The sequence below is a fragment of the Mycobacterium intermedium genome, from assembly GCF_002086275.1.
Taxonomy (GTDB): Bacteria; Actinomycetota; Actinomycetes; order Mycobacteriales; family Mycobacteriaceae; genus Mycobacterium; species Mycobacterium intermedium.
The window spans coordinates 42897-56401 of record NZ_MVHT01000037.1; the positions used below are offsets into that span (position 1 = coordinate 42897).

General features: G+C 64.9%; 9 protein-coding genes. 1 reads left to right on the top strand and 8 read right to left on the bottom strand.

The window, feature by feature from the left end; genetic code table 11:
* The first annotated feature begins 323 nt into the window (after nt 1-323).
* On the top strand, nt 324-3401 hold the full coding sequence (locus tag BST27_RS14860) for a replicative DNA helicase (RefSeq protein ID WP_069420704.1): 3078 nt from the start codon (nt 324-326) through the stop codon (nt 3399-3401).
* Between the two features lie 81 nt (nt 3402-3482).
* Here the strand turns inward: BST27_RS14860 and BST27_RS14865 are convergent, their stop codons facing one another.
* The 8 genes from BST27_RS14865 to BST27_RS34510 form a co-directional block, all read right to left on the bottom strand.
* Entirely contained in the window at nt 3483-3851 is a 369-nt protein-coding gene (locus tag BST27_RS14865; RefSeq protein WP_069420705.1) for a hypothetical protein, read from the bottom strand.
* A 109-nt stretch (nt 3852-3960) separates the two neighbouring features.
* Nucleotides 3961-5130: a serpin family protein gene (locus BST27_RS14870; protein WP_170062321.1), complete on the bottom strand. Its 1170-nt coding sequence runs from the start codon at nt 5128-5130 to the stop codon at nt 3961-3963.
* Nucleotides 5131-5491: 361 nt separating this feature from the next.
* Nucleotides 5492-6529 carry a hypothetical protein gene (locus BST27_RS14875; protein WP_069420707.1) on the bottom strand — a complete coding sequence of 346 codons (1038 nt, stop codon included), beginning with the start codon at nt 6527-6529 and terminating at the stop codon, nt 5492-5494.
* On the bottom strand, nt 6529-6828 hold the full coding sequence (locus BST27_RS14880) for a hypothetical protein (RefSeq protein ID WP_069420708.1): 300 nt from the start codon (nt 6826-6828) through the stop codon (nt 6529-6531). The genes BST27_RS14875 and BST27_RS14880 overlap by 1 nt, the downstream gene beginning before the upstream one ends.
* Nucleotides 6829-6938: 110 nt before the next feature.
* Nucleotides 6939-9089, bottom strand: coding sequence for a DNA gyrase subunit A (locus BST27_RS14885; RefSeq protein ID WP_069420709.1), 2151 nt, complete (start codon nt 9087-9089; stop codon nt 6939-6941).
* A 19-nt stretch (nt 9090-9108) separates the two neighbouring features.
* Nucleotides 9109-11142 (bottom strand): toprim domain-containing protein, encoded by a 2034-nt coding sequence (locus BST27_RS14890; RefSeq protein WP_069420710.1) that lies wholly within the window; start codon nt 11140-11142, stop codon nt 9109-9111.
* A 413-nt stretch (nt 11143-11555) separates the two neighbouring features.
* Entirely contained in the window at nt 11556-11759 is a 204-nt protein-coding gene (locus tag BST27_RS14895) for a zinc-ribbon domain-containing protein (protein WP_069420711.1), read from the bottom strand.
* A 270-nt stretch (nt 11760-12029) separates the two neighbouring features.
* Nucleotides 12030-13505: NHL repeat-containing protein (locus BST27_RS34510; protein ID WP_170062322.1), on the bottom strand; the 1476-nt coding region annotated here is incomplete at its 5' end.

Sequence of the window (13505 nt, forward strand, 5' to 3'; positions counted from 1 at the left end):
CGAGGAGATTCTTGTCCACACCAAACCCCTGGCGTTATATGGCGACTAGCAGGGGTGATGTCGCAACGATGCGCACTAATCCACAGGTTCTCCACACCCGCCTCAACACAGCTGTCGATGGATATGCACACACGATGCACAGCTTCATGAACAACACCCCCTTGGAGTACTCGCCAGCAACGTTTAACGTTCTCGCGGCGCAAGTGGCGCGCGTCTGGACGGTGGGGGGGTTGTCGGATCCGTGGCTTATGCTCTGAATAGCGATCATCGAACGTATGTTCGTAAGCTGACAGCAGGGCTCTTAGCAGAGGAGGTGGCAACCGATGGCGGTCGTTGACGATCTTTCTCACCCCGGCATGGACGAGCCGCCGCCTAGTGAGGAATTCGGCCGTCAACCCCCGCAGGACATTGCCGCGGAGCAGTCAGTGCTCGGCGGGATGTTGCTGAGCAAAGACGCCATCGCCGACGTCCTGGAGCGGTTGCGGCCCGGCGACTTCTACCGCCCGGCGCACCAGAGCGTCTACGACGCGATCCTGGACCTGTACGGCCGCGGGGAGCCGGCCGACGCGGTCACGGTGGCTGCCGAGCTGGATCGGCGTGGCATGCTGCGCCGCATCGGCGGAGCGCCCTATTTGCACACCCTGATTTCAACAGTGCCGACCGCGGCCAACGCGGGCTACTATGCGGGCATCGTCGCCGAGAAGGCGCTGCTGCGGCGGCTGGTGGAAGCCGGCACGCGGGTAGTGCAGTACGGGTATGCGGGCGCCGAGGGCGCGGACGTGGCCGAAGTGGTCGACCGGGCGCAGGCCGAGATCTACGATGTGGCGGACCGTCGGCTGTCCGAAGACTTTGTGCCGCTTGAAGATCTGCTGCAGCCGACGATGGACGAGATCGACGCCATCGCGTCCAACGGCGGCATCGCACGCGGCGTGCCGACCGGCTTCACCGAGCTTGACGAGCTGACCAATGGACTGCACCCCGGGCAGATGATCATCGTCGCCGCCCGCCCCGGCGTCGGGAAGGCGTTGGCGCTGGACACACCGCTACCGACACCGACCGGCTGGACGACCATGGGTGACGTCGCAGTGGGTGACGAGTTGCTGGACGCCGCCGGCCGGTCAACGCGAGTGGTGGCCGCGACCGAGGTCATGCTGGGCCACCCGTGCTACGAAATCGAATTCTCCGACGGCACAACGATCATCGCTGACGCCGAGCACCAATGGCCCACGCGCTATGGAATTCGCACCTCCGCCCGGTTGCGTGGCGGCCTGGACGCCATCGCGCCGGCTGGCTCGCACGAGAGCCACGGACGGACCGCCGTCATGACCCCGGTGCTGCAGATCGAGTCGGTGCGGCGAGTGCCGAGTGTCGCCGTGCGCTGCGTGCAGGTGGACAACCCGGAGCGGCTGTATCTCGCCGGCAGGGGAATGGTGCCGACCCACAACTCCACTCTCGGACTGGACTTCCTGCGCTCTTGCTCGATCAAGCACCGGATGGCCAGCGTCATCTTCTCACTGGAAATGAGCAAGTCCGAGATCGTGATGCGGCTGTTGTCGGCCGAAGCGAAAATCAAGCTGGCCGATATGCGTTCGGGCCGGATGACCGACGACGACTGGACTCGGCTCGCACGTCGCATGAGCGAAATCAGCGAGGCGCCACTGTATATCGACGACTCGCCGAATCTGACCATGATGGAGATTCGGGCCAAGGCGCGCCGGCTTCGCCAGAAGTCCAACTTGAAGCTTGTCGTCGTCGACTACCTGCAGCTGATGACCTCGGGCAAGAAGCACGAGTCGCGGCAGGTGGAGGTTTCCGAATTCTCGCGGCACCTCAAGTTGCTGGCAAAGGAACTTGAGGTTCCGGTGGTGGCGATCAGTCAGCTGAACCGCGGGCCGGAGCAGCGGACTGATAAGAAACCGATGTTGTCGGATCTTCGCGAATCGGGATGTCTGACCGCCGCGACGCGAATCCTGCGCGCGGACAACGGCGCCGAAGTCACCTTTGGTGAACTCATGCGGACCGGGGAACGACCGCTGGTGTGGTCCCTGGACGAGAAGCTGCGGATGGTCGCACGACCGATGACCAACGTGTTCCCCAGCGGGCGCAAGGAGGTATTCCGGGTGCGCCTGGCCTCGGGCCGTGAGGTCGAAGCCACCGGGAACCACCCGTTCATGAAGCTTGAGGGTTGGACCCCGTTGGAGGAGTTGAAGATCGGGGACCGCGTCGCGGCACCGCGTCGGGTACCCGAGCCTGTGGTCACGCAGGAGATGCACGAGTCCGAGCTCATACTGTTGGCCCACATGATCGGCGCCGGGTCATGCGTGAAGCGCCAACCGATTCGGTACGCATCGGTGGACGAGGCCAACCTGCTGGCCGTGACCGCTGCCGCGGCGCACTTCGGTGTTACCGCGATTCGCGACGAGTACGCGGCGGCGCGCGTGACCACGCTGCGGTTGCCGGCGCCGTACCGGTTAACCCACGGCAAGCGGAACCCGATCGCCGAGTGGCTCGACGGGCTGGGGCTCTTTGGAAAGCGCAGTTACGAAAAGTTCGTTCCGGAAGCGGTTTTCCGCGCTCCCAATGTCCAGGTGGCGCTGTTCCTGAGGCACCTCTGGGCTACCGATGGTTCGGTGCGCTGGGACGCGAAGGCCGGCCAAGGACGGATCTACTACGGGTCGACCAGTCGACAGCTGATCGACGACGTGGCGCATCTGCTGCTTCGCATGGGCGTCTACGCGCGGATCAAGCCGGCACGAAAACTCGGTTATCGCGACGCATGGCATCTGTACATCTACGGTGCGGAGAATCAAGCGAGATTCCTTCGACACGTTGGCGTGCATGGTGTCAAAGCGGTAGCGGCACAAGAGGTTTTGTCTCACCTGGAGAAGATGGTTCGCAACCCGAACCTCGACACCGTGCCGCAAGAAATATGGGATCAAATCCGCAAAGCACTGTCCGACAAGCAGATGACCCACCGGCAGTTTGCTGCCGCCATGAGCAGTCAGTTCTGCGGATCGACCATGTGGAAGCACGCGCCCAGTCGATCCAGGTTGCACCGCGCGGCCTCGGTCCTCGCAGATCGCGACATTCACGCATTGGCAACCAGCGATGTCTACTGGGACACGATCGTCGAGATCACCAGTATCGGCGAACACGACGTTTACGACGGGACCGTCGACGGTACCCACAACTTCGTCGCAAACTTAGTTAGTCTGCACAACTCGCTGGAGCAAGATGCGGATATGGTCATTCTTCTGAATAGGCCGGACGCATTTGATCGCGACGATCCGCGTGGAGGAGAAGCGGATTTCATTTTGGCCAAACACCGTAACGGCCCGACGAAGACGGTGACCGTCGCGCATCAACTGCACTTGTCGCGGTTTACCAACATGGCTAGGTGAGTCCGCCGCCGCCGGCTGTAGGTCCGCCTTTCGTTGGCCAAGTTCCGCTGTTGACGGCGGCGCTCCTCGGGCGGGCCCCGACTAGGACTGACCCAGACTCGGCCGGTAGTCAGCCGCCTCGGCCTCAGCAGCAAGCAGCGCATCCAGCTCGCCCTCCTGCTGGGCCACGAACACACCGATCACCTGCCGGCACAGCTCCGGGACGCTCACGCCACGCATATCAGCGATACGTTTCAGCCCCAACAGCATTGACGTGGACACGTGGAACTGCACAGCGAACTGACCGCACGAACCATCCTCAGGCGGCAACCCCGGACCGACCACCACAGGGTCATCCACCCCGTACTCGCCCAGCTCGGCACGTCGAGCCCTTTCAACAACCCCACCACCGGCGCCGCCGCCTTCGCCCCCGCCCGGGTCCGGGAACTCCTCATGACTGAACAAACCCATCCAGCCACACTAGACCTCGCAGATTCTCAGGCCGCCAACCAAAGGACGCCGTTTCAGGCAGATCTAGGCAGCCGGAAGGCGCTGGGAGTGGCAGAGGGTCGCGGTCGGCTCAGTCCGGCTGGAAGGGACTTTTGACCCAGCCCGCCACGACGGCGAGGCGGCTGGGCCGGTGCACGGCGAGGAAGCCGAAAGGACGGTCGAATACGACTCTGGCGTAGGTGACTTCATAGCGCGGGTCGGGGAATGCGCAGCCCACTTCCAAGCTGAAGGCGGTGACGGCGGCGGCTTCAAATCCCTCGGCGAAGAATCTGGCCAGCACCTCCTGGGCGCCGGCGGAAATGGCGAGCGGGATCGGGCTCAGCCGCGGCAGGTGCGATGTTGTGGTGTCGGTCAGAAGGCCGAGCCCGAACAGCTCTGAATTGTCCAGCAGGTTGTGCTCGGTCTTGATCTCGAAGGAGGGCAGCGACAGGTCCAGAATGTCTTCGGGGTCTGATGATTTCAGCCGCTCCACGGTCAGCCCCGGGCCACCGCGGTCGCCGGTGTCGGCGGCCGGGCGGATCTGGGCCTGTCCGGAGAGTTCACGCAGGCCGACGCCGAGGATCTCGGCGGGCGGCTGGTCGTCGCCGAGAAGCAGGTGGACGTCGACGTCGCCGTCGCCTTCAACGACGACACGGGTGACCGCGTCATCGAGGACCGCCGCGATGGACAGGTCCGAGGTGGTGCGGCTCAGTGACTGTTGATCGGCGGGACCCGGATCGTCCGGCCACATCGCGCCCCGGTCGCGGGGGCAGCCGTCGAACGGTGTACGCCAGCGCACCCGGGCGGCGAGCGCGGAGGCGAGCACCAAGAGGGTCGCGTCGGTGAGCTTGAGTGGGAACGTGTCGATGAGTCCGGCGGTCTGCTCGTCCGCCCAGCGGTCCAGGGCCGCCTGATCGGTGAGAGTTCCCACGACATTTTCGGGTAGCGAGGCCGCCCAACCCTGTTCCAGCGGAACACCTTTGCGGGTCCAGATGCCCAGCGCAGCGGTCGTCGACTTGCCGCCACGGAGGAGGTCGATGATTTCCAATGCTTCCTGTTGCGCCGCGTCGGTAGGCCGGTCGAGGGCCGCGGCCAACTCGGCGCCAGCCGGGTCGTCGGCCGCAGAGGCGAGCAGTGCCAGCAGCGGCCATAGGCCGGCTCCCGAGAGGGCATAGTCCTCGGCGCCCATGAGATTGCACCACCGCGCGGTCAGGGTGTTGGCGGCGTTTACCGCCGGGCTCGGTCCTTTCTTGGAATTCACGCCCCAAATCATGGCATTGGCAGCAACGGTGCCGCGGCACCCTACGACACCGGCCTATTGTTGTCGGCGGCGGTTGCGTACTGCCAGGTAGGCGCTACTGCCGGTCATCATCGCGCTGGCAAGCATCAGGATTAGTGGTGCGACTTCGGATCCGCTTCGCCATTGCAACCATCCGAGGACGAGCGATGCGAGCCCACATCCGAGTGGGGCGAGAAAAGGTGTGCATCTGTACTGTGTTGCACTGCAACGCAAGTCGACCTCTGCGTCGCGTGCGTCAAGCTGCGCTGCGACCCACAGCATGACCGCCAGGAATGGTCCAGCGCACACCGTCAGCGCTGATACAAATGCCAATTGGGCCATTTCAAGGCTGCCGGGCAACCGGAATTTGCGCGTATCCAGGATCGGCGACGGCGAGCCGGTACCCCGATATCAGCAGATTGATAGCTGCCGCAGCCGTCGCAGGAGCGCCCTCCGGAAGCAAAGGAAGGCTGGCGGCCACTCCTATCGCGGCGGCGTCAAAGGCTGCGATACGTTGAAGTAGCTCGGCTTGACTTACATTGCCGCCGTAGGTCGTGTTGAACCACTCCACAAATTTGTCGTACTCAATCCGCTGCTGCAGAAGAGCCAGGCGTAGTTCGGCGGCCGTGACGTTCGGAGCCGACGGATTGGGGATCGAATGACCGTAAACTTGGTATCGAGCGAAGTCTTCTAGCGGTTTCGGCACTTCTGCGAGCGGCGCGTGCGGAACTCTGTTCGCATCGCCGGTGACCGGGGCCGGTGTTCCATCAGGGATGTCCCACGGAGTAAAGGGGGGCGGGGGACCGTGGCTGCCGTCATGTGGCCAGTCGACTTGATGGACGTTGCCCTTGCGTTTGGCGGCCACGGCCGAGGTGAAGCTGATGGTGCCCACATCACCAGCAGTCGCTGTCAGCTGACCGGAGACGGCTTGCTCTATGCCGACGAGGTGACTGGCGCGCAAGACGATGTCTCCGGCGAACGCCTCGGCCTGAGTCTGCCGAGCGAGGTGCCTTGCATCGGTAGTGCTTTGGTGAGTGTCGAGCACTGACAAGTCTTCGCCGACTTCGAAGCCGGCTCTTTGTGCATCGTCGACGGCGTATATGACTCTTCGCCATGCCGTGCCGATTTCCCCGGCACCCGTGTGTGCGAGCGCTGCTGCGTTCCGCAGTTGGGCCACTTTGCTGTCGACGGTCGACAGGTCGGCTGTGGTCCGATCTCGGAGCGCGTCGCCGCCGGCTCCGCTCCAGGCAACGGAGTGGGCTTGGTTACGTATTTGTATGAACACTTCTTCCCATTGATCGGCGGTAGCGGTCCAATTGTTTGCGGCGTTGATCAAATGCTCGGTGTCCCAGGCGCGTAGTTGTGAGAGGGTTGGCAGCATCACACCGAAACCGTCTGCCGTACAAGGGCAACCGCCGCCGCAGCAGCGTCGTCGTTGTCGCTGTAGCTGAACGCGGAGGTCACCACCGCGGCTGCGGTGTCGTGCGCCCGCGCCGTCAGCGCCGCGTCGGCAGTGCCAATTGCCGTATTGATCGCAGCTACCGCGGCGGTGGTGGGCTGACATGACGGACCCGATTCCGGTTGTGCCCACATGTAGCGTTCAGCGCTAAGCCCTGCCCATCGACTGGCCATGATTCGTAGCTCGTCGACAGACAACCGCAACCCACCCCATTCCGTCATCCGCGGGAGTGTAGGCGGGCCACCGTGCGTAAAGCCATTCACCTCGAAGCCTTGATGTGACCTGGCGGGCGTTGCATACCTAGTCGGAAACGCGCAGATGGCCGCCGCCATTACTCCGTAGCCGCAGGCGTCACGTCGGTGCTCGCCCCCTTGACCGAAGCCTTCGCGCGCTTCTCCGCACGCACGGGCTTCCCGCGACGCACGAACCCAGCCACCGAGATCGACGCCGTCAGCAGCGAGTCCTCGCCGCTGACAAACGGGTGGAACCCGACGCCAGCACCGCCGCGGCCCTTCACGGGGATATCGGCGACTTCGGTTACCTTCCAGCCTTTTTCGGAAGTCGAGAGGATGGCTTCCCCGTTCGCGCAGGAGACCGGCAACGCGGCAATGACCTCGTCACCAGGGTCACCGGCCGCCAACCTCACTCCAGCCACGCCGTTACCGGCCGCGCCCTGCGGATTCACCGCCGCGGGGTCGATACGCAGCACCTTCCCGCGCCGGGTCACCAGCGCCAGATGTGACCCGGGTGCGAGCACACCCGACCGCAGCAGTCCCGTGATGTCCGGTGCCACCGGGATATCGCGGATCTTGAAGGGCAGACCGGCGCCGGTGGTGAACTTGACGCGCCCGTCGGTCCACACCGCCCAACCCAGGCCTGACGTGAGCAGGTCGCCGTGGCTGTCGGAGAACACACCACGGTCGTCCAGGCGCCAGGCGGCATTGACTTTCCGCTCGCGCGGCCCGGCGTCGTCGGAACCCGATGCCGTCGGCGTGGCCGAGGAATCCAGCACCGTGCGACGGTCGAACTCCGGACCGTCGAAGAGCTTCGCCGTTTCCTTCAGCTCGTTGTTGATCACTTTGCGGCGTGCGTTGGGATTCGACACCAGTTCCGTCAGCACCGCGAACTCGGCGTCCAGCTTCTCCGCCTCGGCCTTCAACTCGATCACGTCAAGCTTGGTGAGTCGGCGTAGCTGCAGCCCCAGCACGTAATCGGCCTGCTCGGCGTCGATTCCGAACCGGGCCTGCAAGCCCAGTCGGGCTTCATCGACCGTGTCGGAGCCACGGATCACCGCCACGGCGGCATCGATGTCCAAGTGGATGATCATCAAGCCGGCCACCAGATGGCGCCGCGCGGTGACCTTTTCCAGCCGATATTCGCTGCGCCGCACCACCACTGAGTCCCGCAGCGACAGGAACGCGGCAATAAGCTCACGTACCGACCACCAGCGTGGGACTCGGTCCTCGTCCAGGGCGACGAGGCTGGCAGCGAATGTCGACTCCAGTGGTGTCAGTGCAAGGAGCTGCTCACGGATTGTTTCGGCGCTGTGACCGCGTTTGGCGGTGACCACGATGCGCAGCCCGTTGCGGCGGTCGGTCAGATCGGACATGTCGGCCACGCCGGACATTTCTCCGGATTCGACGAGGGCCCGGATCCTTTCCTGCACAGTCCCACTGGCGACGCCGGGCGGGAGTTCGGTGATAATGCAGTTCTTGCCGTCGATCAACACCGTGCCCCGCACCGTGAACGAGCCCCGGCCGGTGGTCAGGTAGTCACGCAGTCCAGCGGTGCCGACCACCGTGGATCCACATCCCCAGTCGGGACCGGGAATCAGTTCGCACAAGGCGTCATCGGACAGGTTCGGCTTGGCCAAGAGCGTCCGGCAGGCGGCCATGATCTCGCGGGGATTGTGTGCCGGCACCTTGGTGGCCCAACCTTCGGCAATGCCGACGGCACCGTTGCAGAGCAGCACCGGCCACCGTGCCGGCAGGACCGTCGGTTCGGTCCATTCTCCGTCGAAGGTTTGCACCATCGGCACGGCGTGATCGTCGAGTTCGGCGGTCAGCGCTGCGCCGGGGGCGGACAGTCGCATTTCGGTGTAGCGGTCGGCGGCGGGAATGTCTCCTTGGATGCGGGGGAACGCGCCTTGGCCGTCAATGACTTTCACGCGCTGGAACTCCCCGGCCATGAGCGCAGCGGCACCGTACATCGACGCGCCACCGTGGGGGTGCAGGTTGCCGGTGACCGCCGAACAGACCTTGGACGACTTCTGCGGTTTGTTGCCGGGCAGCAGCCTCGAGTCGTGCATCTGGTAGAGCAGACGTCGCTGGCCCGGCTTGAGGCCGTCGAACGCCGAAGGGATGGCGCGGTCGCTGACGCTGTAGAGCGCGAAGGTCAGCTGATAGTGGTTCCAGTAGTCGTCGGCGCTCTGGTCGAGCACCAGATCAGGGTTCTGTTCGGGAACATCCAGGGTCGCGGTCACGGCGCTTCTCCTACGCTTTTTAGGTCAAGTCCAGCGCGGAGGTGTCCACGCGGGAAGCGACGTCGGCCATCCACGTACGGCGCCCTTCCGGCGGTCCGCCGAACAGAATGTGGTGCAAATTGGACTTGTTGTCGTCGATACGCACCCGAATCACGGTGCGCCGCTGCGGATCCAGCACGGTGTTCCAGAAGTCGTCGGCGTCCATCTCGCCGAGGCCCTTGTTGCGCTGTACCTCCACTTTCCGTTTGGAAGTGGCGCGTAGCTGGGCCACCGCGGCGTCGCGCTCGGACTCGTCCTGACAGTAGATGCGCTGCGTGCCGTCCTTGACCACAAACAAAGGCGGCATCGTCACGTAGACCATCCCGGCTTCGACGAGGGGCCGATAGAAGTCCAGGAACATCGAAATGAGGCTGGAGTTGATGTTGCCGCCGTCGGGGTCTGCGTCGGAGGCAAACAGTATCCGGTCATAGCGGCACATTTCCGGGTCGCAGTGGTCTCGCACGCCGCACCCCAGGATGCGTTCGATCGAATCGAATTCGTCTTTGAGCCGCGCCTTACTCAGGGCGAACCCATAGACGTTGGGCGGCTTGCCTTTCAGAGGGAACGCCGCCTGGAACGTGGCGTCGCGCGCCGCCTTGATGGTGCCCAGAGCGGAATCGCCCTCGCAAAGGAACAGTTCCGCACCCGACCCGCGGCCGGTTTCTCGGCTGGGTAGTAGCTTCGGCGGCAGGGACAAATTTGTGCCCAGCCCTTTGGCTTTCGATGCCGCGCGGGACCGGGCCTTGGCGCCTTCGGCGCTGCGCCGGGCCCGCGCCGACTCCAGTGCCAGCTTGGTCCACAGCGACACTGTGTCTCCGTTGGCGGGGTTGGCCGCCCAGATGGTGACGCTGCGTGCGACGTCCGGTGCCATCGCGAGGTTCAGCGACCGCGACGACACCGCGGTCTTGGCTTGCGAGTCCCAACCCACATCGGGGGCCCGGGTGTCGACGGCCAGCGCCGTGACCGCCGCGAAATCCTGTGCCTCCGGGCCGCCCTCGCCTTTCGCCAGACCCAGGTCACGGATGCGCGAGGCGCGGTCGGCCAGAGCTTCGGACAGGCCCTTGACGGCAGCGGTCAGATGAGATCCGCCACCGGGAGTACGCACGGTGTTGCAGAACGCGGCCACCGTGGCAGGTTCGGCCGGGCCGGCCGTCAACGACCAGCGGAACGGGGTGGCGCCGCGTCCGGTGGTGTATTCGCCGCGACCTTCTACGACGGCGCGCACCTCGGGTAGGGGAGTGCCGGCGGCGGTGCACATGAGGTCCAACAGGGCGTCGGTGCCCCATGGGCCGCTGAACGGCTCGAGCAATGCGGGTGCGATTTCATCGCCGGGCCAGCCCTCGTCGATGACGTGTAAGTGCACCCCCGGCGACATCCGTGCGGCAGCGTGCGCCCGCAGCAGTACCTCGCCGATATCGACGGTTGAATCGGGCACCACGGCCGGATCGAACAGAATGCGCACCGTGGTGCCGTGCGCTTCCGGCTTCCGATTGGCAGAGCCGCGCAGTTTCTGGGTATCGACGCGGGTGAAGGCGGCGTTCGGATCGAAGTCCTTCCCATCGAACACGCCGGGGTAGCCGCGGCCGAAACTCTGCAGGAAGGTCTTTCCGGCCCGTCGCACCGTTACGTCGGTTCGTGCGGAGATGAACACCGCTGCGGCAGCGCCGATCCCATTCAGACCTGCACCTGTACTCGTCGCATCCTTGTGCGCGGAGAACTTGCCGCCGGCCCGTGCGGTGCCCAGTGTCTTGACGATGCCGTTCTTGCCTGTAACCGGGTCGGAATCCACAGGCAAGCCGCGGCCATCGTCGGCGACACTGACCGATCCGTCGGCGTGCAGAGTGATCGTCACGGTGGAACCACCGTGGCTGGGATCGGCGACCTCTTCGATCGCGTTGTCCACCAACTCGCGCAATGCCGTGTTGAGGACGTCGAGGCCCAGGTTCACCGCCGGCCGCAGACGCGTGTGCTGCACATCGTCGAGTTCGGTGATGTCCGCGGCGTTGTAACTCACTGTTGGTCCTTTCCCGGGGCCTCCCCGAAGGCCGCCGCCGCAGCGATCGGATCCCGTCGGAGTGTCACCCGCCGCGTGACGAGGTCGCTCCCACCTGCCGATGCCCGCGTTGTGTGGGCGGTGTACCGATTCTGTCTTGCGCCACTGACATCGGGCCCCATCGACGCGGCTTGATCCGAGGGTCGTGACCCGCTACGGCACTGTTGCAGATCGTGAAGCCACCAACAGGGCAGCGGCGCCCCGTTCCGACTGCTTACAGGTCTGTCCAACGTGCCTGAATCTCACGAAAGACCGCAACAACGAGAAAGATTCGCTTAGTTCGTGAGGCACGCCACCGGAATGTTATAGCTTGTCGCGCCGGATCAGTGATGACGCGGGGTGACCGCGCGTCGCGCCGTCACGACGGGCGAGCGTTACACGGCAATAGCGGCACCGCAGATGCCGCACACCTCGAACTGCCGGCGCTTCCACCGTGCTACCGGGATGAAAAACACGGAGAGTTGGTTGAACTCCCGCATCCGCGTCCACTGCGTGGTGTTGTGGCAGTGCGGACACGTCCGCACATCGCCAGGGCCGAGATACTTCTGTTTTTTGCCGAAGCTGAAGAACAACAACATGGTCAGACCCCGCTGCCCGAGCTACCGAGCCCGAGCTACCGACACGTGCTCGTTGGGGACGCAGTGCCGGTCGGTGAGGACGTCGCGAGTGTCGTCGGGATCGGGCGGGATTGAGGACACGTCGGTCACGGTTGCTCCTGGATCATTCGACAGCGGCACCTTCCCGGTGAGGTGTGGGCGTCAAGCCGTGGGAAGGTTCGGTGATCGCCGCTTACCCGCAAGCGCTGTGATGAAACCGGTTGCAGACCGTCGAGACCGGTGGGCACGCCTCTAGCTGATAATCGTGAGTCTGTCGTGGGCACCGTTGGTGAGGTAGACGGCACCGTTGGAGCCGACCACGATATCGCCCGACATGTCGCCTACGGCGACGGTACCGGTGACGGTGTTGGTAACGGGGTCGATGACCGACAGTGTGTTGCTGCCCAGGTTTGCGACGTAGATGGTGCCGTCGGGACCGACTGCCACTCCGCCGGGTTGGAGGCCGACCGGGATGGTGGCGGTAATCGCGTGGTTCACCTGGAAGCCCACTTCAGTCGGCGTGATCACCAACAGCGTGTTGTTGGCCGAGTCGGTGACGTAGATGGTGCCCGAGTTGTTGACCGCAATGCCGGCAGGGGTGGTGCCTGGGAGGGAGATTGTGTACAAGCCCAGGTCCGGCATCAACACCGCCACCGAGCTGGTACCCGAATTGGCCACGTAGACGTAGCCATCATTAGGACCGGCCTCGCTAACCGCCACAGCTACCGGGTTGGCGTCATAGCCCAACCATCTCGGCGCGAATAAGTCGCCGCCGGGCCCGGCTATGTACAGGGAGTCTTCGAAACCGGGTACCTTGGTGATATCGGTGATGAAGATATAGCCCTCGGAGTTTGCCGCTAAAGCGGTCGGCCATTCGCCGATGGACGTGTGGTAGATGGTGTTGGGGTTAGTGGTGTCAAAGAACGCGTATGACTGATACGAGTCGCCGACGAAATGGACCCAATCCGTGCCGCCTTGCCCGGTGACGACCACCGCATCGGTGGGTGTGTCACCGCCGAGCGTGTAAGTCTTGATTACCGTGTTCGTCGCGGGGTCGATCACCGACAGCGTGCCGCTCCCGCTGTTAACGACGTAGATCTTGCCGTCGGGACCGACGGCCAACCCTTGCGGATTGTCGCCGACGGCGATTGTCGTGCCGCCGCCGCTGCCGGCGCCGCCCACGCCGGCAACTCCGCCAAGACCGCCAAGACCGCCGCTGGTCTGGTAAGGACCGTATCCTGCCTCGCCCGCCTCCCCGGGTGTGCCCGTGCCTGCGGAGCCGAAGCTCAATCCCGCGCCGCCGGCGCCGCCCGCTGCGCCGGCACCGCCCTCGCCGCCACTACCAGGGACATATCCGTTGCCTCCAGCGCCGCCGGCGCCGCCGGCGCCACCTGATCCGCCCTGGCCGCCCCGCTCCCATACGCTCGGGCCGCCGTCGCCCCCGATTCCTCCGTCGCCGCCTCGGCCGCCGTTACCGGCTGCCCCGTGAGCGCCGTTGGCACCGCCCAGCAGGCCGCGTCGCCCCGCGAGACCGCCGTCTCCTCCCGCACCGCCGTCGCCGCCGGCGCCACCCGAACCACCCTTGCCGCCGACACCGTTGTCGACATTGAGGGCTCCGGGCGCACCTGGCGCACCTGCAGCGCCGGCTCCCCCGGCCCCGCCGTTACCCATCAAGAGACCGCCGGCGCCGCCACGGCCGCCGGACGGTGCCGCCGTGGCTCCAACGCC

Excerpts from the sequence above, each read along its gene's own strand:
- BST27_RS14860 (WP_069420704.1), top strand. The coding sequence starts at position 324 with ATGGCGGTCGTTGACGATCTTTCTCACCCCGGCATGGACGAGCCGCCG.
- BST27_RS14865 (WP_069420705.1), bottom strand. The coding sequence starts at position 3,851 with ATGGGTTTGTTCAGTCATGAGGAGTTCCCGGACCCGGGCGGGGGCGAA.
- BST27_RS14875 (WP_069420707.1), bottom strand. The coding sequence starts at position 6,529 with ATGCTGCCAACCCTCTCACAACTACGCGCCTGGGACACCGAGCATTTG.
- BST27_RS14880 (WP_069420708.1), bottom strand. The coding sequence starts at position 6,828 with ATGACGGAATGGGGTGGGTTGCGGTTGTCTGTCGACGAGCTACGAATC.
- BST27_RS14895 (WP_069420711.1), bottom strand. The coding sequence starts at position 11,759 with ATGTTGTTGTTCTTCAGCTTCGGCAAAAAACAGAAGTATCTCGGCCCT.